We start from the raw sequence: 25,965 nt of genomic DNA, 5'->3' as shown, positions 1-25,965 counted from the left end.
TTAAGAGGGCGTGTCTCCTAATTCCAGTCGATTCCAGATAACATTATGCAATAAGCTTTTGCTTTTCTATGAGTGAGAGAGGTTGCTCGTGAAGCCTGTGTTGGTGTTCATTTTATTGGGGTTCGTGCTGACTTGGAGTGCGCAAGCCTACAATCGTTACAAGCCAAAAAAATATAAGGTGTCGGCGGCCCAGACGGAAAAGATAAAGGTCAAAGTCTGGCAAAAGAAAGTCTATCCAGGCTTGATCGGGGGCGTTTGTGAGCAAGAAGGCTACTTTCAAACCTGTTTCAAGGTCGTTGTTAGGGAGTGTGAAAAGGAGGCCAAAGAGCAACTCAGTATATGTCGGGCCAATATGAGGATGCCGAAAACCTTTAGATCCGATCATGAAGCCGTCTACTGGAGCCAAAAAGTAGGAGAATGCTTGGGTGGGCGCCTTGAAAAAAAATGGTCGACTCGAAAGTCTGATAAATCTCAGTGCCGTCAGGTGGGGGCTTGGTTGTGATGCCATTTTTGAGGATTCTGATTCTGGCTTCATTCGTGTTTGGGCAGGCCCATTTGATTAATGCAGCCGGGCCTGAGTACGCTCAGGGGAACGACCGCTGGTGCCAGGATGCAGAGAATTTTCCGGAATATAAAAAAATGGTGACGGAGCTGAACAACCAGCTGTCCTGTCAGCTTTTGGAGCCATCGGATTGCATGATGATCACTGGAACCCTGGGCATGGGAACGCTTTATGGAGGCGCAAAAGGTGTTCAGGCCCATCGAGACGCTCATGGGCCCAAACCAGCCATCACTTGTCAGGCAAGACATCCAAGTCAGAGTGAGAGGGGTTATCTTCATGCCTTTCTGGACGTCCTCGATCCGGAGGTAATTGTCGATCTGATTTTTCCCCGTTCTCATGCTTTAAATGGCTGTCATATGTCCAATGCCTCGCGAATGAGGATGGAGAATATGGCGAAGACAGGAGCTAACTTCCACCAGGCGGAGTTTGTCAAAGCCAACAGTGAGTTGAAGGCGATTGAGGGGGAACTCAAGGGTGTGCAACAGGTGGTCGATGATGAATTGCGGGCGGTGAAGGCCTCGATTGGAGACAGCAGCGCCAACAACCTGGGATTGGGAAAGATCGAGCAGCATCTGGCCACGGATCGCAAGGCCCTAGCCGATGGTTGGAATCAGTTTCTCAAAGACCGAGCCACCCGGTTGAGAGCCGAGTACGTGGCCGCTCTTGGTTCCAGTGATGAATCGGCGGCGCGGATTGCAGCCATGGAGATCCGTGAATTCATAGGCACTAATTTTACGGAAGAGGTTCAGCGAGGCATCAAACACACTACATCAGCACAAGAGATTGCCAATTATAAAAAAGGTCCCCAGTTGGTAACCAAACAACTGGATGTTCTAATTGGCCAGGCTCCAGAGAGTTTCGGCCAGTCGGCGGACGAGTTATGGAAATTGTGCCAATCGCGAAAAGTCGAATGTAGCTCCAGAATGCGAGATGCTCTCAATAAAATTCCCGGCTTGCAGAGCCGCCTGAGTGTTGCCAGCCGAACAACAAATATCGCTGCCTCCAAGCATCGCTTACTAAGTGGCGTGGCTAAGACAGTCGCTCAGCGCGGGGCCATCATCAATGGCGCTCAGGCGCGGGAGCTGATGTTGACTATGACAGAGAACTTGGATCGACGGTTTTTTATTTTCGGTGATTTCAGAGCTCTGGCTGGTGAAATGGGATTTGCCACTGAACAGCTGGGACGTCTGAGTCTTAATACTGAGGGCGCCAGATACATGGCTTTAAAGGGGGGGCAGACGGTGGAGCAGGTATTTGCTCGTCGGGGAATTGCCCGCGGCCTGGTGGGGCTCGGCGGTCGGGCACTGGCCGGGTTGGGAGTCATGGCGGCCGGAACAGCAACTGTTTTGGCATCCGCGCCGGTTGCGGCGGCCTCAATGATTCTCATGCCAGACAACATGACGGGTGTTTGTAATGGATCTGTGCCGACCTCAATGTACGCCAACGTGGACGAATATTGCCGGACCCAGGTGGCTTACAATGAAAAGACTTTGGCCTTTGTCACCATGCCTATTGAGGAGCAAATCCATGAGATGGAGCGATTCCCGGAGATGTGTTCGGTGATTCGCAAATCCTATGATGGAGTTAAACCCACCCGTTGGCAGGCCAAGTGTGAAAAGGGGGCTGATGGGAAATCAGGAGTTTTGACTGCAAAGCTTAGAGGCACAGATGAGGTGTTTCAGGAAGCCCGCTGGGGGAATGATGGGGAGCTGAGATTCTTCCGGATGTACAGCCCCAAGGGTGAAGGTGGGATCATTCGTGGTGGATTCGGTATGAATTTGGACAAGGGATTGCCCGCAGAAGTCAGATTTCGGGACGATATGGGAGTGACGGGCTCAGGAGATTTTCATCGTGCTCGTTTAGAGGCTCTGAAGTTCGAAGATCCTAAGCTCTACAAATCCTATAATCCGTCTGCTTTCAAAGATGAATCCGGTCACTTTGACTGGGAAAATCTCTCCGGGATTGAAAAGGATGTCGCTCATGCAGCCTCTCAGTTTGCCGGGAATCGAATGGCTTTGACTGAAATGGCCGCCTGCTGCCAGGGTGGGCATGCCTCCGATCGCTGCGCGCTTTATGGAATCAACACTCCGCAGAATCAGAGCGCTGGCGGCCCGGGAACGACCGGCACCCACTAATTCAAGTATCAGTTTCCTCTAATTCCATGAACTGTGAAGGCCAAGCTCGAATCCCATGGAATCATGGTGCAGGGAGTGGACTTGGCGATCGAGTTCCATTCGTGGCAAGCGGGATCAGTTGCGTAGGGGACCATCACCTTTGCCGATTCATTGTAGTTAAATAATGCCACAAACCAAGATGTGAAATACTCAATGCTCGGATCATCTTCATTTTTGAGGTGAGCCGAGAGAATTTGTGAAACCCAGTATTTTCCTTCGCGCAGATGAACCTGGCGATCCATTGCAAAATAGAGAGCTTCCACTGGAAAACCAAAACTTCGCATTGTAATCTGAAATTCGGGGACAAGGCTGCGCTGTTGATGGATGATGTCGCCCGGCTGCCCATCCTGATCGCGAAAGAGGGTGATGAGCACCTCTTCTCCACGAAACTTCTCAGAGTCGCCATCCAAGTATCCGGTAGTATAGAAAGTCAGGCCGCGCACATCCCAAATTTCCCCTTTAGGCACATCGAAATCGTCAGCAAGATACTGCTCCTGTTCGCTTGGCGAGGGAAGGTCAGTGGGTTTCAAAGACTGCAGGCCGAAGACCACTGTGTGGGGGTCCTGGTGAAAGAGGAGGGGGCCTTGATCCTCGGGAACCCATGCGAGGGCGGTGATGCCACTAATTGCCGTAATAATCAGACACAGGGTTGTTTTGACTGCGTTTGCCACGCTTGCCTCCGGGGTTCATGTAAAATCACGAGTCTTGCCCTCGAATTTTAGGTGGTCAAGAGGGAGAAACCCCTTGATGTCCATAGTGCATCAAGCACCTGATTATCTGTATGCTGCACTATGGACAGAAAAAGGTGAGTGACCTCTAGGGGAAATTTTGACAAAACCTCGTCTTCAGGCTAGGCTCCGGGCTTGGTGTTGAGTTTAAGTGTTTAAAACTACTAGGAAATTTACAACTTGGCGAGATTGATAGTTGGACTTCTCATAGCACTAGTGATTCCCTGGAGTTCTGTCCAGGCTCAGGAGACACCCGGCGATCGTGAACCGGCTGCCCGCAGCCAGAAGGTGAAGAAGGCGAATCCATCTTCGCCGTTGGTGCGAAAGATTGTCGTCAAAGGTATGCGCAAAATTGAAGAGGATGCTGTACGTTCACGACTAACCAGTAGGGTGGGCGAACCCTTTGATATTGAAAATGTTCGTCAGGATGTGCGCGATCTTTTTAAAACCGGTTATTTCTATGACGTCACTGTTGACCGGGAAGACAGAAATAACGGGGTGGAGCTGACCTATCTGCTGATGGAAAAACCATCTATTGTGTCGATTGATTACAGAGGTAACACCGAGCTGGACGATTCTGAGCTTCGTGAAGCTTCGGGCATGAAAGTCTATCAGATTCTGGATTACCCAAAAATTCAGGAAGCCATCGAGAAAATGGAAAAGCTCTATGAAGACAAGGGCTTCTTTTTGGCGAAGGTCAAATATGACATCGACGCCGTCAAAGAAGGGGAAAGTGTCGCTCTCAAATTTGTCGTTGAAGAGAATGACATGGTCAGAGTTAAGCGTGTGAGCTTTATTGGCAACAATCAACTGAGTGCCGGTAAGCTCAAGTCCGTCATGGCCACTCAGGAGGGTGGGTTTTTCAGCTTTATGAGTGGTTCCGGGGCCTATAAGCAGGATGCCTTTGACCGCGATTTGCAGATATTAAACTACCTTTACTTTAACGAGGGATTTGTTCAGGTCAAGATTGATCGCCCCCAGGTTTACGTTACGCCTGACAAAAAGGGCATTTATATTACCATTCGCATTGATGAAGGTCAGAAGTTCGATATCGGTTCAGTGGATTTTACTGGCGATCTGCTTTTTTCTCATGACGAGCTAGCAAAAGACGTCGCGGTCAAAGAAGGCGAACAGTTTGTATACGAAACTCTTCAGAAAGATTTGCGTACCCTGCAGGCAAAATACGGCGATTTAGGCTATGCCTTCGCCAACATTATCCCCCGCACCTCTATTCGCGAAAAGGATCGTCGGGTGGATATCACTTTTGAGGTGGATAAGGGGAACAAGGTCTATATTGGACGGATCAATATGTTGGGTAATACCAAGACCCGTGACAAGGTGATTCGTCGTGAGCTCGAGATTCGCGAAGGCGAGCTTTATAATGAGACTCGAAAACGCAACTCCATTGATGGGGTTCGCCGGCTAGGATTTTTTGAAGAAGTGAACTTCAACACCAAAACTCCTAAGGGCGATAACGACAGAATGGACATCGATATTGTCGTTAAGGAGCGAAACACCGGAACCATCCAAGTCGGTGCGGGCTACAGTAGTTTTGCCGGCTTTGTCTTTAATGGTCAGGTCAATCAGACCAACCTTTTTGGTAAGGGACAAAAACTCGGTGTATCCATCGATATTAGCAAGAAGCAGTCATTGTTTAATGTGAACTTCACGGAGCCCTATTTCATGGACTCCGAATGGTCGGTGGGTTTTGATGCGTATCAGAGTAAGCGGATTCTATCGGAGTACGAGGAGACCAAAAAGGGTGGTGCCGTACGTGTTGGTCACCCATTGGCTCCTTACTTGCGTGGGTTTGTTCGCTACAAGCTAGATGACACCGAGATTAAGTTAGCCGAGGAGGGAGACCCGGCAATTTTCCCTGTGGAGACCGTGAATGGTGTGACCAGCTCCGTCACCCTGACGCTGGAGTATGACCGTCGTAATGATCGCTTTGCTCCATCTGATGGAATTTTTTCCAGTGCCAGTGTTGAGTACGCGGGCTTGGGGGGAGACCTCCGCTACACCAAAGGCTTTGCAACCTTTCGCTACTACAAGAAGGTTTTTTGGGATGTGGTCTGGCGGAACAACCTGACTTATGGATTTCTCAGCTCCAATGATCCAGACAAGGATCCACCTTTTAACGAATTGTTCCTGCTTGGTGGAGCCAACAGTCTGCGGGGTTTCGACTGGTTTAGCGTCGGAAAGCGTAAGTATAGTGCCAAGGCCTACGGAGAGGCGATTTCCGCCGGAGATCCCCTAGCTGAGTACTCGGCTCTGCGGCCATTTGGTGGTACGCAGCAATTCTACTACAACCTGGAATTCCAGTTCCCTCTGATCGACGAGGCTGGAATCAAAGGGGTGGTTTTCTACGATATTGGTAACGCTGATGATTCACTGTTACTCAGTGAGTTCCGCAGTGACGTGGGTTTTGGGTTTAGATGGTTTTCTCCCATCGGACCTCTGCGCTTTGAATGGGGCTTCCCCTTTGAGCGCAAAGAGGAGTTCCGAGAGGATTCTGTAAACTTTCAATTTGCCATTGGTTCTCCCTTCTAACCTGTGTTTTAATGGGCGGAGAATAGTGGCCGATGCCGCAATGCATAAGGAAGGATGAAGTCATGAAGTTTGTTGGATTGCAAACAGCGCTTTTGAGTTTGGTTTTTGTTGGATTTACGGCTGGGGCTATGGCCGAGGCGGATTTCAAAATTGGCTACGTGGATATGCAAAAGGCAATTCAGTCCACGACTGCTGGTAAGACAGCAAAGAAAAATTTGGAAACTGAATTCAATAAGCGGAAAAAGGAACTGGAAAAGAAGGAAGGTGACATCAAGAAGATGAATGAAGACTTCGAGAAGAAGAAGCTCGTTCTTTCTGATGAGGTAAAGCAACAAAAGGCCAATGAGATTCGCACGGAAATGATGAAGTACCAGGAGCTGGTTGGAAAGAGTCAGCTTGAGATCCAGAAGAAGGAGCGCGACCTCACTATGCCCATCGTCAAGAAGTTGCGGGAAATTCTGGAAGGCATCGCCAAGAATGAAAACTACACCATGATTCTTGAAAAGTCAGAGCAGAGCGTACTCTATGCCAAAAAGGAAATTGACCTGACAGATCGATTGATCAAGGACTTCGAAAAGGCTAAGTAAGTTTTATTTTTTTCATGAGAGAGGGTAGAGGTATCCAATGGGAGTGCCGCTAGAGCCGGGCATGCGAGCCGATCAAATCCAAAAGATTCTTCCCCATCGCTATCCATTTTGTTTTGTTGATAGATTGTTGGAGAGAGAGTTGGGGCCAGATCCTAAATCACGGGAAGGCTCCAAGATTGTAGCACTTAAAAACGTCACCATTAATGAACACTTTTTCACTGGCCACTTTCCTCATCGGCCAGTGGTTCCAGGGGTGATTTTGATTGAGGCCATGGCCCAAGCTGGTGCTTTGGCGGCATATCGGTCTGAAGATCCTCAGATGGACGTTTCAATTGCCTTTATCAAGGGAGCTAAATTTCGGGCCCCCGTTCAGCCTGGAGATGCAATGATCATTAAGGCTGAAATTGTGAGGGACCGTAAACGCATGATCTTGATGGACTGCTACGTTGAAGTTGATGATGTGCGAGTCGCCGAGGCCGAAATCATGGCCTACGTGACTCCTATTGATCAGTTTTTGAATTGATGAGTATCAGGAGAAAGAGTTGTCCATTCATCCTACCGCGATATTGTCCGATAAAACTGAAGTTGCAGATGGTGTTAAGATCGGCCCCTATGTGGTCACAAGGGGTCGAGTTAAGATTGGAAAGGGCACCGTCATTGATAACCACGTCACCATTGGAACTGACAGCGGTATTGTGGAAATTGGCGAAAATAACCACTTTCTTGCTGGTGCCGTGGTTGGGAGCCCCCCTCAGGACCTCACCTATAGAGGCGAAGCAACCAAGTTAATTTTAGGCGATAGGAACACGGTTCGGGAATACTGCACGCTCAATTTGGGAACGGCAAAAGGTGGAGGGGTCACTCGCATCGGGGACGACTGTTTGCTTATGGCCTATGTTCACGTCGCCCATGATTGCCACATAAAGAACAAGGTTGTCATTGCCAACAGCGCCCAATTTGCTGGTCATGTGACGGTTGAAGATCATGTTAAAATTGGTGGAGGTTGTCTGTTCAGTCAATTTATCACCTTGGGTGAATACTGCTACATAGCAGGTGATACGGCAGTAAATAAGGACATCATTCCTTACTGTATTGCCTACGGAAATTTTGCCACCATTCGCGCGACCAATAAGATTGGCCTTGAGCGGGCAGGGTTTTCCAAAGATGAGGTCGAAAACATTCACCGTGCCATAAGACTGGTGATCAAAGGCGGTCACACGTTGGGTGAGGCCCTGGTAAAAATTGAAGAGACTTGTACACCCTCTGACCACATTAAGAGAATTCTTGATTTTATTCATAAATCCGAAAGAGGTATTGCCCGATGAGTTTCAGCCCTCTTCGATGTGCGGTTGTGGGTGTCGGGTACCTTGGTAGATTTCATGCACAGAAATACAAAGCCCTGCCTGAAGCCGAGTTGATTGGAGTTTGTGATCTGCGTGAGGAACAAGGGCGGCAAGTGGCAAATGAACTTGGTGTTGAGTGGTTTGCAAGCTACCAGGACTTGAAGGGGCAGGTTGACGCCGTCACTGTGGCCTCGACCACCTCCTCTCACTACGAAATAGCCAGATATTTGCTAAGCAATGGCATTCACGTTCACGTGGAAAAGCCAATGACCAGTACCAGTATCGAAGGGCAGGAATTGTGTCAGCTGGCTGACAGCCATGGCCTTAAGCTTCAGGTCGGACACATAGAAAGGTTTAATCCAGCGTTTGTGGCAGCCCGTGAAAAGCTGCAGAGACCTTTGTTTATTGAGTGCCACCGACTTGCTCCGTTCAAGCCGAGGGGATTCGACGTTTCTGTGGTGTTGGATCTCATGATTCACGATTTGGACGTGATTCTGTCTCTGGTCAACAGTGAGCCCGTGGACGTGTCAGCGATTGGCACCCCGGTGTTGACGGGAGATATTGATATTGCCAATGCGCGTGTTGAATTCGCCAGTGGAACGGTGGCTAACATTACGGCCTCCAGAGTCTCTCAGAAGTCTGAACGGAAGTTTAGAGTCTTCCAAGGGAGTCAGTACCTTTCCATGGATTTTGGAGCTGGAGAAGTACGCCTTTTGACTAAAACTGGTGAATGGGGGGGCGACAGTCTTCCTTTGAGCCAGGATGTATGGAGTCTTGAAAAGGGTGATGCTCTACTGGCTGAAACCGCGGCCTTCGTCAGAAGTGTTCGTGAAAATCAACCCTGTGTCGTGACCGGTCAGGATGGCTTGATGGCCCTGAAGTTGGCTGAACAGATTGAGGCCGATATTCGCGGACGATTGGGACGAATCGGAAATTCATGAAACCGAAAATTCTTATTGTAGCAGCCGAAGCTTCGAGCGCTCTCTACGCCAAACGACTTCTGGAGCTTTGGAAGAGTCAAGGCAAGGAAGTGGAGGCCTTTGGTGTTGGCACGCGGGCTATGGAGGAAATGGGTTTTGAGTGTCTGGGCCGCTCTGAGGAAATGGCCGTAGTTGGCTTTCAGGAAGTGATTTCTCACTGGGGTCTGATCTCGGGGGTCTTTCATCAGCTATTAGATGAGGCGGACAAACGTAAACCTCAAGTGGCTCTGTTACTCGACTATCCCGATTTCAATTTAAGGCTAGCTGCTAAACTGAAGAAGAAGGGTATTCCCGTCGTCTATTACATTTCGCCTCAGGTTTGGGCCTGGCGACAGGGGCGGGTCAAAAAAATCAAAGCATGCGTCGATCGCATGTTGGTGGTTTTTCCTTTTGAAAAGGACTTTTACGATCAGCATAAGGTGAGCTGTTCCTTTGTTGGTCACCCCTTGTTGGATGAGTTGTCAGACTCCCTATTTGATCGGGCAGAACTGGACAAGGAAAGATCTAAGTATGGGATAGGTCCCGAGGAGGTTTTGGTCGCTCTCATGCCGGGCAGTCGTAACTCAGAAATCAACCACCATTTGGCGACCCAATTGGCCGCTGCAGAACGGCTGAGATTACAACACAAGGATGTGAAGGTGGCCCTGTTGGTTGCCCCCACTCTGGACAAGGATCAGCTGCAAGCCAAGCTCGGGGAGCTGAAGTTCCCATTGATTCTCATGCAGAAAGATCCCATGGAGATGGTGAAATTGGCTGATGTGGTTTTGGCGGCGAGTGGGACAGCGACACTGTTGGTTGGGCTATTGGAAAAACCTATGGTCATTATGTACAAGATGAATGCCTTGACGGCTTACCTGGCCCGTAAATTTGTGCGTAACACACCATTTTTTGGCATGATTAACTTAGTCTTGGGCCGGGAGGTCTGCCGGGAGTTTTTTCAGGAGCAGGCGACCGCGGAAAATTTGGCAGATGCCCTGGGTGAACTGGTTGCCTCCAAGTCGAAGCGAGTTCAGGTGAGTGAAGACCTGAAGGGGGCAAAGACCCATCTGGGCGAAAAAGGGGCAACAAGTCGAGTGGCCCATGAGCTGGAAGATTTTATTGCCTGAGGAGCTATATAGGTGCTGACTCCCTTGTCATGGATTTATACGGCCGGAATGAAGGTTCGTAACTGGGGTTTTGAACAGGGCTTGGTCCGCAGTGAAAGGCTGTCGGTTCCAGTTGTCAGTGTTGGTAATCTGACAGCTGGAGGTACAGGAAAAACCCCCATTGTCTCAGACTTGGTCGATTGGTCCATCGGCCAAGATATTTCCGTTGGAGTCGTCAGTCGCGGGTATAAAGGACAGTTTACTGAAGTCACCCGAGTCCCCAGTGATCCCAAGAAAAATGTTTATTGTGGGGATGAGCCTACCATGCTGGCCCGGCGTTATCCGGATGTGCCTGTATACGTTCATCCTGACCGAGTGAGTGCAGGGAAGACTCTGTTGGAAGAAAACCAGGTCCGCTGGATTCTTGCCGATGATGCTTTTCAGCACCGTCGTTTGCGTCGAGACTTAAACCTCGTGGTCTTTGATGCCACAGCCCCCTTGTGGCACCTTCGCCCTCTTCCTGCGGGAAGAGCAAGGGAGCCATTGAGTGGTCTGGGGAGGGCCGACTTCATTATTCTGACAAAGACGAATCTGGCGGATGAGGGACTCCTTGATCAATGGCGGACTGTGCTGGATCCTTACTTGCGGGGCCGTGAACTTGTGGAGTGTGAGTACCGCCTGTCAGATTTAGTCTGCCCCATGGACTCGACTAAAATCCAGAGCGGAGCCAGGGTTTGGCTGGTATCAGGAATCGGCAACCCGCGAGCGTTTGAGGAACTTGTGCGAAGAGCAGGAGTTGAGGTTGCAGGCCATACGGTTTTTCAGGACCACCATGCCTACACCCCAAAGGATGTGATAGACTTGCGGTCTAGTTTGCGGCAGTCGGGCACGACATATCTTGTTTCGACATCCAAAGATGTCACGAAGCTGCAGACCTTTGAGGAACTCGGTCCCATGTTGGTTGAGGCAAGGTTGGGGCTAAAGTGGAATACTCAGCGAGAGAGTTTGATTAATGAGATTGATCGCCTGGTTCGCTAGAGCCGTTTCTTTCATCGTAATTTGTTTCCCGCGACGTTGGCAGCTGTGGTTGGGAGACATTATTGGCATCATTTGGTTTGATGTGCTGCGAATTCGTCGGGATCTGGTGATAGCCAATATTGGCCGGGCCTTTCCACAAATGACCTTGTCTGAAAAGGTTAAATTGGGAAGGCGCTCCCTTTGTCATCAGGGGAGAACTCTCATAGAGTTCTGTCACTTTCCATTTTTTGAAAAACAGGATGTTGATCATCATTTTGATCTTGTCGGGGTCGATCATGTTCATAAGGCCCTGGAGCAAGGTAAAGGCGTATGTTTGATGACTTGCCATGTGGGCAGCGGTGATTTTGCCACGGCGGCTTTGTCCTTAAAAGGGTTGCCAATTTACCTGATTTCTAAAGAATTTAAACTGAAGTGGCTCAACGATTACTGGTTTGGTCTTCGTGGACGAATGGGAACTAAATTTATTAAGCCACGCAATTCGAGCTATGAAATTTTAAAGGCGTTGAAAGACAACGGTGTGGTGATTTTTGTTCAGGACCAGTTCATGGGGCCACCAGTTGGAGCGAAGACCACGTTCTTTGGTATTGAAACGGGTAGTGCCTTAGGGCTATCGGTAATCGCCCGTAAGACCAAATCTCCGATTTTGCCGATTTACACCTATCGCCGTGATGACGGCCATCAGGTAGTGGCAATTGAAGAGGAAATCCCCTGGGAAGAAAAGGGGAACAAAGAAGCAACTCTTGTTCATATGACACAGGTATTTAATGATCGCATTGAAGAAATGGTTCGTTTGCATCCAGACCAGTGGATGTGGTTGCACAGGAGATGGAAGCGGTTTAAGCATTAGCTTGAAGGTGCTTGTTGAGTGAGATGTGACGGCTAGGCAGCTGATGTTATGTCGTCTTCAGTCCAAGGATGGGGTTTTTGACCATGAGTGATGGAGTAAGTTTGGATCGAAAATCTTGGGTGACCCGAGTCCTGGTGGCATTTGGCTTAATGGCCGTTCTGGGTTGTGCGTCGGGAGTACTTCAATACGAAGAGGTTGAAAAACTGGAGATAAACGAAGAGTACGACAAGATGATCAAGGTGAAGGAGATTGCACCAGCTGCGGCCTCGGCAGATGGATTGAAACCGGGTCCAGAGGAGGCGAAGCCACCGGAAAAGAAGAAAAAAAGCAAGGTGGTGAAAAAGGTACCTAAGACCAAGAAAGAAAAGGAACCTGTGAAGGTAGACAAGGAACAACAGAAAAAGCCCGAGGAAAAGGTGGAAGAGAAACCCGTTATTGAAGTAAAAAAGAAACAGCCAGAATTGGAAGATGGGGAGGGGTTTGATGGGCGTCGTCCTGAAAACGACCCTTTTGGGGTTGGCGAGCGAATTGTCCTTAGTGTTAAGTACTTCGCCATGTCAGCTGGCGAGTTGACCCTTGAGAGCCGTTCAGTGGTTGAGGTAAATGGGCGCCTTTCTTATCATTTTGCGATTGGAGTTAAAACCCACAGTTTTTTTTCTCGGGTCTACGAAGTTGATGATTGGGCCGAAACCTATATGGACTACCAGGACATGGTTCCCTACAATCTTGCGGTTCACGTTAAAGAGAGCAAACAGCTGAAGGAAAGTCGTTCGGTCTATGACTTTAATACGGGAAAGGCAAACTATTGGGAGAAGAAAGTTACTAAAGACAAAGGGGAGAAAAACCGCAAAGTTTCGTGGGACATCTTGCCCTTTTCCCAAAATGTGATTAGTGCCATTTTCTATCTTCGCACTTTTACGCTGCGTACGGGTAAAAAAATTGCTTTTCGGGTAGCCGATGCCGGCAAAAACATTATCTTTCGAGCCGAGGTTTTGCGGGAAGAGCGGCTGGAAACTGACAAAGCGGAAATGAACACCCATGTTTTGAGGCTTGAATTTGAACAGGATGGGGTATTCAAGAAGACGGGTGATGTTTTCGTTTGGCTGACCAAAGACAAAAGAAAGTTTCCCGTTCGGGTGGAGTCCAAAATCAAAATTGGGACCTTGGTCGGGACTCTAAAGGAGCTCGTTCCCGGTCGTCAGCCCTAAGCTTCCGACTAAAGGCAAAATCTAAGGAGATTTCCCTCCCTTGCCACCTTAACTTCCGGATATCCGATATAATCAGGGCATGGCGCGTCCGGAATGCCTTTATTTTACTGGTTACAAGCCTTGTGGGAGGTCGGTTCAATGCGACTACTCCTGCCAGGAGTTTCAACCTCGTGGCGCTACGATATTGGTTGTCCACCTGGAGGCACTGGGGGCGGTGGTCAGAGCCACCTCGATCTTGCCATCCATAAAGAGAAAGTGTCCACAAAGTCAGATCACATGGGTGACTCAGGCGCCCGCTCATCACCTGCTGGCAAACAACCCCTACGTGGACAGGATACTCACCACCTCGGCATCAGACCTTTTGGCCCTGTCGGCCCTTCACTTCGATTTTGCCTTTGTCGTTGATAAGTCCTTAAAGGCCGGTGGTGTGCTTCATCGGGTTACCTACGACCACCTGTTTGGGTTTCAGGTGGATCGGGAAACTGGCGTGATCATGCCGGCAAGTGAGGCTGCCCGGGAACTATGGGAATTGGGTCTTGATGACCATCGAAAGTTTTTTGTAAACAAAAAGCCCGAAACTCAATTGATGATCGAGGCTCTCGAGCTGGGACCTTACCGCCGAGACCCCTACGTGATTCGACTGAGCGATGTCGAAACCCGAGAAGTCAGCTTTAGGCGTGCGGCCTGGGCACCACAAGGAGAAATTCTTGTTGGCATTAATACTGGCTGCAGTCCGACTATTCCTTACAAGAAATTGAGCATTGAGAGACAGAGAGAGTTGGTGGCTAACCTTATCAAGGTTTCAGGGATTCGCGTAGTTTTGCTTGGTGGACCTGAGGACGATGAACGAAATAGACTAATTGGCGTGGGATATCCGGTAATTCAATCTCCGACCGGAGCGGGTTTAAGAGATGGTCTTGTCAGTACGGCAGCATGTGACATTGTGGTCTCTGGGGACAGTTTGGGAATGCATATGGCGATCGCTTTGGGAAAGTGGGTGGTGGCCTGGTTTGGTCCGACCTGTGCCCATGAAATTGATCTTTACGATAGAGGGGTGATTGTTCATACCGGGGTCCGCTGTGGCCCTTGTTGGAAGCGCAGTTGTAACCGTTCAGAAATGTGTTACGATCGGGTCGCCTTGAATGATTTGCTCTCCGGCGTGCGGAAAGGAATTGAGTGGCGAACCTCATCTACCAGACAGCCTTCATCGGCGACCTGCTCTTATCCATTCCCCTTATTTTGAGGATTCAGCAAAAGTTTCCTGGAGAACAGTTGCACCTGGTTTGTCGGCAGGGATTTGGTGATTTTTTCGAAAGATCGGGCCTTGTCGACAAGTCCTTTGAAGTCAAAAAGGGGGAGGGCCGGTCTCCTTACAAGACTCTGGTTTCAGAGCTCCGGGAAGTTGAATATGAAAAAGTATGGTGTTCTCACCAGTCGGTGAGGACGGCGCTCATCATGCGCCAGATTCGAGCCAAAGAGCGAGTGGGCTTTGCCAATTCGTGGAACGTTTGGGCTTTTGAAAAGCGGGTGAGACGCGAAATGTCCTGGCCCGATGCTATTCGACAACTCTCTCTCCTGTCTCATCATGATTTGGCTTTGGCCGAGGATTTGTCTCAGCTTACGGGATTTGAAAACCCCAATCGCCAGGATGTTTGGCAGGCAATGGAATCAGGATCAATTCCTGAGTGGTGCTCCATGAGTTTGATCGGTGAGGGGAGACTCAGTAAAAAGGCTCAGGCGGATCTGGAGAGGACCAAGCAAGAGGTCCTTTCGTTGGTCGGGAGTGAGAAAGATAGGGAAATTGCGATTCTGGCTCCCGGGAGCGTTTGGCCTACGAAACGATGGACGACCGAAGGCTATGCGGAAATCGCTAGAACATTAGTTGAAAATGGCTGGCGGGTAGTGGTGACCGGAACTCCCAGTGAAATGGAGATTTGTGCTAGGATTGCAGGCAGTTCCCCTGGAATTGTGGACTTGGCGGGTAAGACGTCTTTATGGGAAACTTTTGCTCTTATGACCGCAGCCCGGGTATTGATCAGTAATGACAGTGGCGCGGCCCACTTGGCTAGCTGTGCAGAACTACCGACCATCTCCGTGTTTGGACCAACAACTCTCGACCTCGGATATCGTCCCTGGCAGGATCGGGTCGTTGTGATGCAGAGGGAACTTCCTTGTCGTCCTTGTGGTAAGCATGGGTCCCTCGAATGTCCGATTGGAACTCATGAGTGTATGACGACTATTTTGGCTGACGAAGTATTGGCCTATCTGCGCCTGCTTACCCTTTAAATTCCGGAGCGGGAGTCGCCTTCCCGCCCCGGAGGGCTTTTTGTCTATAAGGAATCAAAACTCAATTCAAATCCTGGTTTAGGACAACAGTCTTAGTGCCGCAGAGGGAGTTTGATTGGCTTGAGCCAGAACTCCAATTGAAGCATTTAGCAGAATACTGTTACGAGTCAGCTCTGCAGAAGACTGGGCCATGTCTGTGTCGCGAATCCGGCTGTTAGCAGCGGAGAAGTTCTCAACCGCGACACCCAAGTTTTCTGACGTCGAAACCAGACGATTCTGGATAGCACCAAGGTTGGCACGCATTCCGTTTACATTTTTCTGAGCCTCTTCGAGAGTGGCCAGAGCATCCCGTGCGTCCATTTTGTCGGAAAAGTCAAAACCTTCAACGCCTAGTGCATCGAGAGTAGCGTTCTGTTCTGATGAGTCGAAAGCGATCCGGTCCTGAAAGTCGTCGTTATTGATGTCAATTTGAAAGGCATACTCGGCCCCTGATCCATCTAGGAGTTTCGCGCTCCCATACCTAGTGGATTCGGCGATACGTTGAATCTCAGACTTAAGTTGCTGGACTTCTTTATTCACAAATGCCCGCTCATCATCTCCGACTGTGTCCGAGGCCGCCTGTACGCCCAATTCTCGCAGACGAGTCAAAATATTGGAAATTTCGCCCAATCCGCCTTCAGCCACCTGAATCATTGAAATTCCATCATTGGAGTTGCGTTGAGCCTGCTGGTATCCGCGAATGGTTGATTTTAAAGTCTCGCTGATAGACAAGCCGGCAGCATCGTCGGCAGCCTTGGTAATTCGACTACCACTACTTAATTGTGCGTAGCTGGTGTTGATGTGTCTTTGGCTGGAAGCCATTGTTCGTTGTGCGTTGATAGCAGCGATATTGGTGGCGACTCTGATACCCATGGTATCCTCCCTATAGAAAGTAGTTGTGTAAAAAGCCCCACAAGGTCCAGTGATCCAGTCTAGTCTGGCCCTTGTGACAACCACTCTTTCGGCGAGTCGAGTACAAGCTGAAGTCGAGTCGAGAATATCCGGAACAAGGTCGAGGGGTTTCTGTAAGAAAGTCGGGTAAACCTCGACCTTTGAAGGAAGGTTTTCAAGACTCAGGTCAAGTCTTAATACCAGAGTCTTAGGACTATGGGAGATAAGACTATTGTAGATAAGGTTGAAAGCCTGGTCCAGGGGGCCAGGCTAGTCCAATCCAATCCAATCCAATCGGCTACTCGCGGTTGAGCTCTTTGACGTTAATACCATACTTCTTAATCTTGCGAAGTAGGGTGTTCTTAGGAATATTTGCTTCGGCAACAGTCTTATTGATGCGTCCCTGATTGGCCGACAAGGCTGCAGTAATAAACTCCTTCTCGGACTCTTCCTTAAAACGATCGTAATCCATGGGGCCAGAGTAGTAGCTAGGCAAATTTAAATGTTGATCGCCTTCTTCACTAGCTTCAAGTACTGTCTCAGGAAGATTTTCCTTGGTGATGGTGGTACCAGATTCGATGATAAATGCTCGCTCAATCACGTTTTCCAACTCCCGGATATTTCCCGGCCAGCGGTAGGACTTGAGAACGGACATGGCTTCGTCACTGACGCCGAGGATTTTTCGGCCATGAATGCGGTTAAACCGACGTACAAAGTACTCGACCAAACCAAGCAGGTCATCCAGACGCTCACGCAGGGGAGGCAAAAACAAAGGCATGACATTCAGGCGGTAAAACAAGTCTTCACGAAACTTGCCTTCTTCAATCATTTTCTCCAGATTTCGGTTTGTGGCAGCAATGATTCTTGCGTTGGTCTTAATTTCCCGGTTTCCACCAACTGGTACAAACTTTCTTTCCTGGAGTACCCGCAACAGCTTTACCTGCATGTCCGGGCGAAGCTCGCCAATTTCATCGAGAAAAATAGTTCCCTTATTTGCTAATTGGAACTTCCCGATCTTACGTTCAACAGCTCCAGTAAAGGAGCCCTTCTCGTGACCGAAAAGTTCGGACTCCATAAGATCCTCAGGAATTGCACCGCAGTTAATCGCAACAAAGTCGCCATGCTTACGGGGGGAGTTGAAGTGAATGGCCCGGGCAACCAGCTCCTTACCAGTCCCGTTCTCACCGCGCACCAAAACGGTGGTGTCCACCTGGCTTAAGCGGGAAATAAGATCAAACAATTCGCGCATTTTTTCAGAAGAGCCGACAAACTCGCTATCCACATCGTCGTCAAGAATGGGATTTGAGAGTGCGAGACTTGAAACCAGCTCACGGGCATCCAGAGCCTTTTGCACTAGCTCCTTAAGTTTTTCGGGTTGGACGGGCTTCTCAAGGTAGTCATAGGCACCACACTTGATCGCCTCGACGGCGTCTTTCAAGTTACTATGGGCAGTCATGATCACAACAAATGTGCGAGGGTCCTGCTCTTTGATGAGTTTGAGGGCGGTCAGCCCGTCCATTTCAGGCATGCGCACGTCCATCAGGACAATGTCGTATTCCTGTTTTTTGACCTCTTCGAGAGCCTTTGCGCCATTTTCAGCTTCAGTGATGGCGAAAGAAACATCCTGAAAACTACTTTCCAAAATGGCGGCCACTGTTTTGCGCAGTTCGCTTTCATCGTCCACTATTAGGGCTTTTAACTGGTCAATCATTAGACCTCTCCTGGAATCAATTGGCCTCCAAGGCCGATTATCTCATTTTCCTCATCGCTCGTATCGACTGGTAGAGAGAACTCAAATCGAGTTCCTTTGCCCAATTCACTTTCCATTTTGACCTGGCCTCCGTGTAGCTCGATGAAGTATTTGACCAGATAGAGTCCTAGGCCGGTTCCTTTGGTGTTTAGGCTGTGCTGTTGACCGCGGACAAACTTATCAAAAACACGGGTTTGTTCATCAGGAGAGATTCCCACTCCAGTGTCCTGAATCACCACCTTCACCATATCATCCTCTTCTCTTGAGAGGATCAATACCGTGCCTCCGTCAGGAGTGTATTTGATCGCATTTTCAATGAGATTGAGTATCACCTCGCGAATCAAAATACTATCCATTTCAATTAAAAACATGGGTTCTAATTTGGTATCAAGCTGTATGTCTTTCGCAGCTGCCAAAGGGCGAAGTTGATCGATGACATTCACCACCAGCTCATTGATGTCAGAAGCCTCCTTGTTGAGCTTAAACTCTTTGGATTCAACTCTTGTGATCTGGAGGATCTTTTGGATGTATTTGTGTAACTCCGTGCTCTCATGACGAAGGGCGGCGAGGTCCCTTCTTAAGGGATCCTCTCTGTGTTGAGTGAGCAGGCGGTCACAAATGGCCTGGATTTTTGCAATAGGTGTTTTCAGATCGTGACTGAAAAGCGAGACGAAGTTGTTCTTCATCTCTTCAACTTCCGTTAGATATTTCTTCTCTTGCTCCAATCTCCAGTTGAGATTTTCGTTCACGGTTAGGTGGTAACTCAGGAACATGATATAGGTGGCGAAAAGTTGAACCACGACGGCTTGAATGGGGATCCACAAATAAAAGGTGTCGAACACCCAGAGAGACAGTGCCGTTGCGGCCGTTCCCAGCCAAAAGGTAAATACGAAGGCAATGGATTGAGGGTAGGCAAACTGAATCCAAATGGAGATCACCAGCAACAGGAACAGGTAAAGGACCATCCACCCTTTGGCTGGGCGTTTGATCCATCTGTTTCGAGAGAGGTTATCGGTAATGTGGGCCATCACTTCAGCTCGGCTTAACTCGCCCACAGGTGTTCGGTAGCGGTGACCCTGGGTATCCCGGCTGCCAATAATCACAGTCTTTCCGACAAAAAAGTTTTCAGGATAACGTCCATCAAGAAATTCCCTAAATCCAACGCGTGAATAGGAACTCTTCTTTCCCTGAAAGTTCACCAGGTAGTTCTCGCCGGAAACAAATTGAACTTCATTTCCTTGGGACTTTGCCAGGGTGGACGCCAACCGCTGCGTCAGGTGGGGGACTTGCACCAAGGAGCTTGAAAAGTGACGAAGGACACCATCTTCATCTGCGCGAAGCTCATTGAGACCCGTTCCCAGTGAGTAGTTGCGGGTAAACGGGGGAAATAGGGCTCGTCCCTCACTGTCCTGACTTGCTGACCAGACGATCCTCTCATCGGAAAACACTTTCGGGTAAGCAGACAGATTGGATCTTCTTCTTAGGTTCCGCCCAAAGAAGTAGCTGATCCCAACCTGCTCGGGCGCCTCTTCCATTAGCTGTTCAAGCAAAATCCGCCAGGTTCTTTCGTTCCAGAAAAAACTGTCCGTTAGGGATGTGATTTCCTTCAGTGGCCGGATGAGATTGCGACTGCGTCCATGAAAATCAATCCACTCGTTCTGCTCGATCTCCAGGAGAACAATATTTCGATTGGGAGTCTGTTGTCCGCGGATTTGAAATCGCAAATCGTAATTGGTGCTTTCGTCGAGAAAAACCAGCACCACCCCGATCACCAAGGCTAATAGAGCGCGAAGCCAAATGGCTTTCCTTCTCCAGATGTAGCGAATCCATAAGAGGAGACTCGCCTTTACATTTCTTATCCAGGGGTTTTTCATGTTAACGCCATGTATCAATTTTGCTAAAAAAAATCAATGGGTTAGAAGAAAAAAGTTGGTATTTTCTCAGCCATGAAACTCGTAAAAGGCCTCAGCTCCAGTCTAATCCCTCCTGCCCGCGGATCAGCCCTCACAATTGGCAGTTTTGATGGCCTTCACCTGGGGCATCGTGCCTTGGTTGGGGAGATTTTACGGGAGGCCGAGTGCCAGGGGTTGGTGTCGGTGGTGCTGACCTTCGACCCTCATCCCATCCAGTTTTTGCAGCCGGATCAGCGTTTGAGACGTCTATTTCCCATAGAGGATTTGTTTCATCAGGCCGAAATCATGGGGCTCGATTGGCTGGTGGTGGAGGCGTTTAACCAGGACCTGGCAACCATGGACCCAGAGGAATTTTGGCTAGCGAAAGTTCAACCCAAGCTGAATCCCAAGGTTTTGGTTGTTGGCCATGATTTTAACTTTGGTGCCGGCCGAAAAGGGAATTTGGATTTTCTCGACCGGCTCGCAAAGCAACAGGGGTTTGAGTTGCGAGTTCTTCCTCCCATTCGACAGGGTGGTGAAATAGTATCGAGTTCGCGGATTCGCAATTTGGTTCAGCAAGGGCGCATGGCGCAGATTCCCCCATTACTTTGTCGGCCATTTGCCGTTAAAGGGCAGGTGTCAAAAGGTCAGCAAAAGGGCCGGGGGTTGGGATTTCCGACGGCCAACATTGAGAACTTGGAGACTTTGGTACCGGCCTCGGGGGTGTACATCACTGAGGTCCTGATCCCTTCGGGCCAATCCGTTCCCGCGGTAACAAATGTTGGCGTGGCCCCGACCCTCAGGCCAGAGGATTCTGGACTGAGGGTGGAGACTCATTTACTAGCAGAGGGAGACTGGTCCCTTTATAATAAAGAGATCACCGTGATTTTTCATCTTCGGCTGAGGGAAGAAAAGAAGTTCGCCACCGTCGAGGAACTGAAAAAACAGATTCAGAGTGACGTGAAGGAGGCTCTGGAGTTTTGGCGAAACCAAAAGAAGAAAGATTATGGACCGAAATCTCCGTAAGTCCCCAGCATGATCGCTGGCAGATGCTTTCGAATATTTTAACCGAACAGGGCGTGAGCAATCGATACGAGCCCTCCGAAACCACCATCGACAATTTTTCTGAGACTCTTCACGCTGCTACCGAAAAATGTGCGGCCATTAGAATTGGTAGTCCCTTTGGTGAGTCGATCACTCGGCATTTTTCCCATGAACCGGCCTTGATGATGAGTTTGGGTTCCGCCGACTGTTTAGTCCCTGCCCACGGTAAATGGTGGACCCGCTCGGCCCTTTACTCAGCCTTCCACCATATGCTTCGCGAGTTTGGTGACCATCTCAATACCACTCAGACTGCGTTGATTGTGGGGGCCGGCGCTGCGGCCCGGATTGCCATTGCCAGCTTGGTCAAGATTGGCTTTAAGCATATCAAAATCACCAATCAATTTCATGATCAGGGAATCGACATGATTGCCGAGCTAAAGAAAACCTACTTCGGCGTTCGCTTTGAGTTTATTCCCGTCAATCAACTCATTATGTTGCCTGGAACTAACAGCATCATGATCAACACAACCCCCTATATTCCGGAAAACGAGCTGGTCAAGGAGCTGTTGTATTTCAACTTTCTCGAGCCAGGTGGCGAGGTCTGGGATATGACGATGACTCCGGTTGAAACCGCCCTGGTTCGGGAAGCTGAGGAAATTGGCACCCGGGTGGTGAGAGGATTTGAAATCGCCAGTTGGGTGGACGTGGTCTGGGCGGAATGGGCCTTTGGCCACGAAATCAACAGAAATAGCTACCTTAAATCACTGGAAAAATTGCTGCGAGAAAATTGTCCCTCCTCTACGAATCAATCTGAAACAGGACCGTAAAATATCTCTTCTCATCCACCGATAAATGAGTCGGCAGAAAGAGCAATTTCTGTCCAAATGCACAGACTTATGTCCAGACTTGGGTTGTTTGGAAAGGTTGGAAGATGGCAGCAAAAAGAAAAGGTTTGGGTGAGCTCCTTGTCAAAGAAAACCTGATTGACTACGAGCAGTTGGAACAAGCTCGAAAGGAGCAAAAGTCAGGTGGAGGGCGCCTTACGGCGGCTCTGGTCCGCATGGGCTACGTGCGAGAAAAGGACTTGGCCGAGTTCTTGGGTCAGCAGTTTAATGTCCCGACCATCGACCTCACCTCATTTGAAATCGATGATGAAGCCACCAAGCTGGTTTCACGCCAGGTATGCGAAAAGCATATGGTGATCCCGGTCACTTTGGCAGGAAAAAACCTGGTGGTGGCCTTTGCTGATCCGAGTAACATCTTCGTCAAAGATGACTTGGCGCTATTGACCCGCTGTAAAATTGAAGTGGTGGTAGCATCAGAAGCCGCCATTGCCCAGGCGATTGAGAAGTACTACGGTGCCACCTCTGCGCGATTTGATTCAATCATGTCAGAAATCGTCGAGGCCGATGAATCTTTCACCGGTGGCAAGTCCAGCGCTGAGCTTGTAGATGCAGAAATGGCGGCAGATGCCGGCCCCATTATTCGCTTTGTGAATGCCATGTTGGCAGAAGCGATCAAACTAAAAGCCTCAGATATTCACGTTGAACCTTATGAGAAGCGCTTTCGCATTCGTTTTCGAATTGACGGTACTCTTCATGAGAAGACTCAGCCGCCTCCCGGTACTGCGGCTTCGGTGGTGAGCCGAATCAAGATTTTGAGCAAGATGGACATTGCTGAAAGGCGCCGTCCTCAGGACGGTCGTTTGAAGGTTCGTCTAAAAAACGGTCGCGAGGTGGATTTTCGTGTGAACAGCGTCCCCACAATGTTTGGTGAAAAAATCGTGTTGCGTATTTTGGACAAATCCAACCTCAACGTGGATATGACCAAATTGGGAATGGATGAGGCTCAGCTCAAATTGTTTAAAGAAGCCATCTACCTGCCTCAGGGCATGGTGTTGGTAACTGGACCAACGGGCAGTGGTAAGACGACCACTTTGTATTCAGCCCTTTCCGAGTTGAATCAGCCCAGTCGCAACATTTCAACGGCCGAGGATCCTATCGAGTTTAACCTTGATGGTATCAATCAGGTTCAGGCAGCTCCCGATTATGGAGTGAGTTTTGCTGACATCCTCCGAGCCTTCCTGCGTCAAGACCCTGAAATCATTATGCTTGGTGAGATTCGAGATTTGGATACAGCGAATATTGCCTATAAGGCGGCCTCCACTGGTCACATGGTGTTGAGCACCCTACACACCAATGACGCGCCTGCCTCAGTCACTCGTCTACTCGATATGGGGGTCCCCGGATTTATGGTCGGCGAATCCACTAGTTTGATTGTGGCCCAGCGACTGATGAGAAAGATCTGTAATAGTTGTGCCACTGACCATCGTGTGCTTCCGGAAGCCCTGATTGAATTAGGAGTGAGAGAGGAAGACCTTGATAAATTTAAAGATTTGAAAAAAGGCGAAGGTTGTGGAGAATGTAATGGTACGGGTCTTCGCGGCCGGATCGCGATCTATGAAATGATGAAGATGACGACCGGGATCAAAGAGATCGTACTAAAGGGTGGGACACCACAGGATATTAAGCGCCTGGCGATTGCTGAGGGGATGATGAGTTTGCGGCAAAGCGCTCTACAGAAGTTACGGCATGGACTTTCAACAGTCCAAGAAGTGATGAATTCGTCGGTTGGAGACTATGTATGATTACACTCCACCAGCTGCTGAAGGCAGCGGTGAAGCAAGGGGCATCGGACCTACACATTGTGGCGGGCTCTCCACCTGTACTCAGGATCGACGGAAGAATTGTACGAGTAAAAACCAGAGATCTATCGGCAGACGATGCGCGCAAACTCTGCTACTCCATTTTGACAGATTCGCAGAAAAGTCGCTTTGAGGAGCGCAAGGAAATCGACTTCAGCTTTGGCATCAAGAACATGGCTCGCTTTCGCGCCAATTTGTTCTTTCAAAGGGGAGCTGTGTCTGGGGTATTCCGTCGTATTCCTCTGGATATACCGGATTTGCGGATGTTGTCTCTTCCGAACTCAGTCGAAAAGGTGACTAACTTCCCCTCTGGATTGGTTTTGGTGACCGGCCCCACTGGGTCAGGTAAGTCGACGACCATCGCTGCTTTGATCGACAAAATTAACCGGGAACGACGTGGTCACATTATCACTCTTGAAGATCCGATTGAGTATGTGCATGGCCATAAAAACTGTATTGTTAACCAGCGTGAAATGGGTTCAGATACCCTGGGTTACAGTTCGGCACTTAAGGCAGTGTTGCGCCAAGATCCAGACATCTGTTTGATGGGTGAGCTTCGTGACCTGGAAACCATTGAGGCCGCCCTAGTGATTGCCGAGACAGGTCATTTGGTTTTCGGCACCCTTCATACCAACTCGGCTGTGCAAACCATTAATCGTATTGTGTCGGTTTTCAACGCCGAACAACAGGCGCGTATTCGTGTTCAGCTGAGTTTTACCCTTAACGCCGTCATCAGTCAGCGGCTGATTCCTGGTACCAAGGGTGGCGTGATTCCTGCTGTTGAATTCCTATTGATGAACACGACAATTCGTAACCTGATCAGGGAGAACAAGCTTCATCAGGTTTATGGTATGATGCAGGTTGGACAGGATAAGACTGGGATGATTACTTTGAATCAATCTCTTCTTAATCTAATTCTAAAACGTAAGGTTGATATTCGTAGTGCTTTTTCTGTTACACCAGATCCGGAAGAGCTGGATAAATTGCTGAAGCAAGCCGGAATTTGATAGTCCAGGTTTGTTATTTTCAACTTTGAACTATGCCAGTTTATAACTTTCAGGCGAAAGCCACTGATGGGAAATTTGTTAAGGGTGAGGTTGACGCCGCCAACGAGGCCGAGGCTCGCGTTAAGATCCGCGCCCAAAAAATGATTCCCATCAAGGTTGCAGCTAGGGGTTCTGAGGAGACCAAAGGTAAGGGGATTAAACTTCTTGGCGATAAGGTAAATCCTAAAGATCTGCAGGTGTTTACCCGCCAGTTTGCAGTTTTGATCGGGGCTGGTGTGCCGGTCGTGCAAAGCCTTGAAGCACTTATTCAGGGAGCAAGAAGTCCGGCCATGGGTCGTGCACTGGAAAAAATTGTCGATGACGTGGAGAAGGGCAAGCAACTGGCTCAGTCTATGGCCAATCAGCCCCACGTGTTTGATCGCATGTATGTGAATCTGATCACTGCCGGTGAAGAGGGTGGTGTGCTCGATGGCGTTTTGAACCGTCTTGCTGAGTACATTGAAAAATCAGTGAAGATGAAGGGCAAGATTCTGGGAGCCCTCTGGTATCCTGCTGCGATCGTTGTCGTTGCCTTTGCCGTCATCACGGGGATTTTGGTTTTTGTGATTCCCCAGTTTGTGGATATGTTTGAAGGCTTGGGGCAGGAATTGCCCATGCTAACTCAATGGGTGATCAATGCCAGCGAATTTGTTCAGACATACTGGTACATTGTGTTGGGTATTGTGATAGGGGTGCCCATTGCTTTTAAGGTCTATTATGGTACCCCGGACGGCAGAAAGGTATTAGATGCAGTGTTTTTGGAAATCCCCATTTTTGGGGATTTGATTCTAAAGGGTGCCATTGCTCGATTTACGCGAACCCTTTCCACACTGCTGCAAGCCGGTGTGCGAATCATGGACTCGCTGGAAATCGCCGCCAACACCGCAGGCAATTGGGTGATTGAGAATGCCATCCTAAAAGCCAAGGATTCGGTGTCCAAAGGTAAGACTCTCGCTGAGCCCCTCAAAGCTGAAAAGCATATGCCCAACATGGTAGTGCAAATGATTTCGGTTGGGGAGCAAACTGGTAACTTGGACACCATGTTGGGAAAGATCGCTGACTTTTACGAAGATGAAGTGGAGCAGGCAGCAGAAACTCTGACGAGTATGATTGAACCCCTTTTGATGGTTTTCCTAGGCGGCATTATCGCAATTCTAGTTGTCGCTATGTATCTGCCGATTTTCAATCTGGCCAGCGTGGTGTCAGACTAA

At 49.2% G+C, this 25,965-nt stretch carries 22 protein-coding genes; 18 read left to right on the top strand and 4 right to left on the bottom strand.

Annotated features, from left to right (window positions below):
• The first annotated feature begins 88 nt into the window (after nucleotides 1–88).
• A complete protein-coding gene (locus H6624_16255; GenBank protein MCB9085901.1) occupies nucleotides 89–502 on the top strand; it encodes a hypothetical protein in 414 nt (137 codons plus the stop codon).
• A complete protein-coding gene (locus tag H6624_16250) occupies nucleotides 499–2,697 on the top strand; it encodes a hypothetical protein (protein MCB9085900.1) in 2,199 nt (732 codons plus the stop codon). Before H6624_16255 ends, H6624_16250 begins: the two co-directional genes overlap by 4 nt.
• Nucleotides 2,698–2,705: 8 nt before the next feature.
• On the opposite strand, the gene H6624_16245 is transcribed toward H6624_16250, so the two are convergent.
• Nucleotides 2,706–3,407, bottom strand: coding sequence for a hypothetical protein (locus tag H6624_16245; GenBank protein ID MCB9085899.1), 702 nt, complete (start codon nucleotides 3,405–3,407; stop codon nucleotides 2,706–2,708).
• Between the two features lie 237 nt (nucleotides 3,408–3,644).
• On the opposite strand from H6624_16245, the gene bamA reads away from it, so the two are divergent.
• The 11 genes from bamA to H6624_16190 all read left to right on the top strand — a co-directional run bounded on the left by bamA (nucleotide 3,645) and on the right by H6624_16190 (nucleotide 15,388).
• On the top strand, nucleotides 3,645–6,014 hold the full coding sequence (bamA, locus tag H6624_16240) for an outer membrane protein assembly factor BamA (protein MCB9085898.1): 2,370 nt from the start codon (nucleotides 3,645–3,647) through the stop codon (nucleotides 6,012–6,014).
• A gap of 62 nt (nucleotides 6,015–6,076) precedes the next feature.
• The gene (locus tag H6624_16235) at nucleotides 6,077–6,601 is read left to right on the top strand and encodes an OmpH family outer membrane protein (protein MCB9085897.1); all 525 of its coding nucleotides are present in this window, start codon (nucleotides 6,077–6,079) and stop codon (nucleotides 6,599–6,601) included.
• A 61-nt stretch (nucleotides 6,602–6,662) separates the two neighbouring features.
• The gene (gene fabZ, locus H6624_16230; GenBank protein ID MCB9085896.1) at nucleotides 6,663–7,124 is read left to right on the top strand and encodes a 3-hydroxyacyl-ACP dehydratase FabZ; all 462 of its coding nucleotides are present in this window, start codon (nucleotides 6,663–6,665) and stop codon (nucleotides 7,122–7,124) included.
• A 19-nt stretch (nucleotides 7,125–7,143) separates the two neighbouring features.
• Nucleotides 7,144–7,926 (top strand): acyl-ACP--UDP-N-acetylglucosamine O-acyltransferase, encoded by a 783-nt coding sequence (lpxA, locus tag H6624_16225; GenBank protein MCB9085895.1) that lies wholly within the window; start codon nucleotides 7,144–7,146, stop codon nucleotides 7,924–7,926.
• Entirely contained in the window at nucleotides 7,923–8,885 is a 963-nt protein-coding gene (locus H6624_16220) for a Gfo/Idh/MocA family oxidoreductase (protein MCB9085894.1), read from the top strand. Before lpxA ends, H6624_16220 begins: the two co-directional genes overlap by 4 nt.
• Entirely contained in the window at nucleotides 8,882–10,030 is a 1,149-nt protein-coding gene (lpxB, locus tag H6624_16215; GenBank protein ID MCB9085893.1) for a lipid-A-disaccharide synthase, read from the top strand. The genes H6624_16220 and lpxB overlap by 4 nt, the downstream gene beginning before the upstream one ends.
• A gap of 12 nt (nucleotides 10,031–10,042) precedes the next feature.
• Entirely contained in the window at nucleotides 10,043–11,047 is a 1,005-nt protein-coding gene (gene lpxK, locus H6624_16210; protein MCB9085892.1) for a tetraacyldisaccharide 4'-kinase, read from the top strand.
• A complete protein-coding gene (locus H6624_16205) occupies nucleotides 11,022–11,894 on the top strand; it encodes a lysophospholipid acyltransferase family protein (GenBank protein ID MCB9085891.1) in 873 nt (290 codons plus the stop codon). The genes lpxK and H6624_16205 overlap by 26 nt, the downstream gene beginning before the upstream one ends.
• 83 nt (nucleotides 11,895–11,977) lie before the next feature.
• Nucleotides 11,978–13,102, top strand: coding sequence for a DUF3108 domain-containing protein (locus H6624_16200; protein ID MCB9085890.1), 1,125 nt, complete (start codon nucleotides 11,978–11,980; stop codon nucleotides 13,100–13,102).
• 181 nt (nucleotides 13,103–13,283) lie between these two features.
• A complete protein-coding gene (locus H6624_16195) occupies nucleotides 13,284–14,345 on the top strand; it encodes a glycosyltransferase family 9 protein (GenBank protein ID MCB9085889.1) in 1,062 nt (353 codons plus the stop codon).
• Nucleotides 14,279–15,388, top strand: a complete 1,110-nt coding sequence (locus H6624_16190; GenBank protein ID MCB9085888.1) for a glycosyltransferase family 9 protein — start codon at nucleotides 14,279–14,281, stop codon at nucleotides 15,386–15,388. The genes H6624_16195 and H6624_16190 overlap by 67 nt, the downstream gene beginning before the upstream one ends.
• 78 nt (nucleotides 15,389–15,466) lie before the next feature.
• On the opposite strand, the gene H6624_16185 is transcribed toward H6624_16190, so the two are convergent.
• The 3 genes from H6624_16185 to H6624_16175 all read right to left on the bottom strand — a co-directional run bounded on the left by H6624_16185 (nucleotide 15,467) and on the right by H6624_16175 (nucleotide 19,942).
• Nucleotides 15,467–16,300 carry a flagellin FliC gene (locus H6624_16185; GenBank protein ID MCB9085887.1) on the bottom strand — a complete coding sequence of 278 codons (834 nt, stop codon included), beginning with the start codon at nucleotides 16,298–16,300 and terminating at the stop codon, nucleotides 15,467–15,469.
• A 316-nt stretch (nucleotides 16,301–16,616) separates the two neighbouring features.
• The gene (locus tag H6624_16180; protein ID MCB9085886.1) at nucleotides 16,617–18,029 is read right to left on the bottom strand and encodes a sigma-54-dependent Fis family transcriptional regulator; all 1,413 of its coding nucleotides are present in this window, start codon (nucleotides 18,027–18,029) and stop codon (nucleotides 16,617–16,619) included.
• Complete coding sequence (locus H6624_16175; protein MCB9085885.1) at nucleotides 18,029–19,942, bottom strand: CHASE2 domain-containing protein; 1,914 nt, start codon at nucleotides 19,940–19,942, stop codon at nucleotides 18,029–18,031. Before H6624_16175 ends, H6624_16180 begins: the two co-directional genes overlap by 1 nt.
• 72 nt (nucleotides 19,943–20,014) lie before the next feature.
• On the opposite strand from H6624_16175, the gene H6624_16170 reads away from it, so the two are divergent.
• The 5 genes from H6624_16170 (at nucleotide 20,015) to H6624_16150 (ending at nucleotide 25,965) form a co-directional block, all read left to right on the top strand.
• Complete coding sequence (locus H6624_16170) at nucleotides 20,015–20,986, top strand: bifunctional riboflavin kinase/FAD synthetase (protein MCB9085884.1); 972 nt, start codon at nucleotides 20,015–20,017, stop codon at nucleotides 20,984–20,986.
• Nucleotides 20,941–21,831, top strand: a complete 891-nt coding sequence (locus H6624_16165) for a hypothetical protein (protein MCB9085883.1) — start codon at nucleotides 20,941–20,943, stop codon at nucleotides 21,829–21,831. The genes H6624_16170 and H6624_16165 overlap by 46 nt, the downstream gene beginning before the upstream one ends.
• A 104-nt stretch (nucleotides 21,832–21,935) precedes the next feature.
• Nucleotides 21,936–23,651 carry a type IV-A pilus assembly ATPase PilB gene (gene pilB / locus H6624_16160; protein ID MCB9085882.1) on the top strand — a complete coding sequence of 572 codons (1,716 nt, stop codon included), beginning with the start codon at nucleotides 21,936–21,938 and terminating at the stop codon, nucleotides 23,649–23,651.
• Nucleotides 23,648–24,715, top strand: coding sequence for a type IV pilus twitching motility protein PilT (locus tag H6624_16155; protein MCB9085881.1), 1,068 nt, complete (start codon nucleotides 23,648–23,650; stop codon nucleotides 24,713–24,715). The genes pilB and H6624_16155 overlap by 4 nt, the downstream gene beginning before the upstream one ends.
• Before the next feature lie 32 nt (nucleotides 24,716–24,747).
• Nucleotides 24,748–25,965: a type II secretion system F family protein gene (locus H6624_16150; protein ID MCB9085880.1), complete on the top strand. Its 1,218-nt coding sequence runs from the start codon at nucleotides 24,748–24,750 to the stop codon at nucleotides 25,963–25,965.

This window comes from Pseudobdellovibrionaceae bacterium, assembly GCA_020635075.1.
Taxonomy (GTDB): Bacteria; Bdellovibrionota; Bdellovibrionia; order Bdellovibrionales; family UBA1609; genus JADZEO01.
Note: the sequence above shows the minus strand (reverse complement) of the source record. Positions and strands in the feature narration are given on the sequence as shown.

Coding starts and splice junctions, on each gene's coding strand:
- H6624_16235 (MCB9085897.1), top strand. CDS start 6,077: ATGAAGTTTGTTGGATTGCAAACAGCGCTTTTGAGTTTGGTTTTTGTT.
- H6624_16175 (MCB9085885.1), bottom strand. CDS start 19,942: ATGAAAAACCCCTGGATAAGAAATGTAAAGGCGAGTCTCCTCTTATGG.
- H6624_16220 (MCB9085894.1), top strand. CDS start 7,923: ATGAGTTTCAGCCCTCTTCGATGTGCGGTTGTGGGTGTCGGGTACCTT.
- pilB (MCB9085882.1), top strand. CDS start 21,936: ATGGCAGCAAAAAGAAAAGGTTTGGGTGAGCTCCTTGTCAAAGAAAAC.
- H6624_16205 (MCB9085891.1), top strand. CDS start 11,022: ATGAGATTGATCGCCTGGTTCGCTAGAGCCGTTTCTTTCATCGTAATT.
- H6624_16180 (MCB9085886.1), bottom strand. CDS start 18,029: ATGATTGACCAGTTAAAAGCCCTAATAGTGGACGATGAAAGCGAACTG.
- H6624_16185 (MCB9085887.1), bottom strand. CDS start 16,300: ATGGGTATCAGAGTCGCCACCAATATCGCTGCTATCAACGCACAACGA.
- fabZ (MCB9085896.1), top strand. CDS start 6,663: ATGCGAGCCGATCAAATCCAAAAGATTCTTCCCCATCGCTATCCATTT.
- H6624_16150 (MCB9085880.1), top strand. CDS start 24,748: ATGCCAGTTTATAACTTTCAGGCGAAAGCCACTGATGGGAAATTTGTT.
- H6624_16155 (MCB9085881.1), top strand. CDS start 23,648: ATGATTACACTCCACCAGCTGCTGAAGGCAGCGGTGAAGCAAGGGGCA.
- H6624_16200 (MCB9085890.1), top strand. CDS start 11,978: ATGAGTGATGGAGTAAGTTTGGATCGAAAATCTTGGGTGACCCGAGTC.
- lpxB (MCB9085893.1), top strand. CDS start 8,882: ATGAAACCGAAAATTCTTATTGTAGCAGCCGAAGCTTCGAGCGCTCTC.
- H6624_16170 (MCB9085884.1), top strand. CDS start 20,015: ATGAAACTCGTAAAAGGCCTCAGCTCCAGTCTAATCCCTCCTGCCCGC.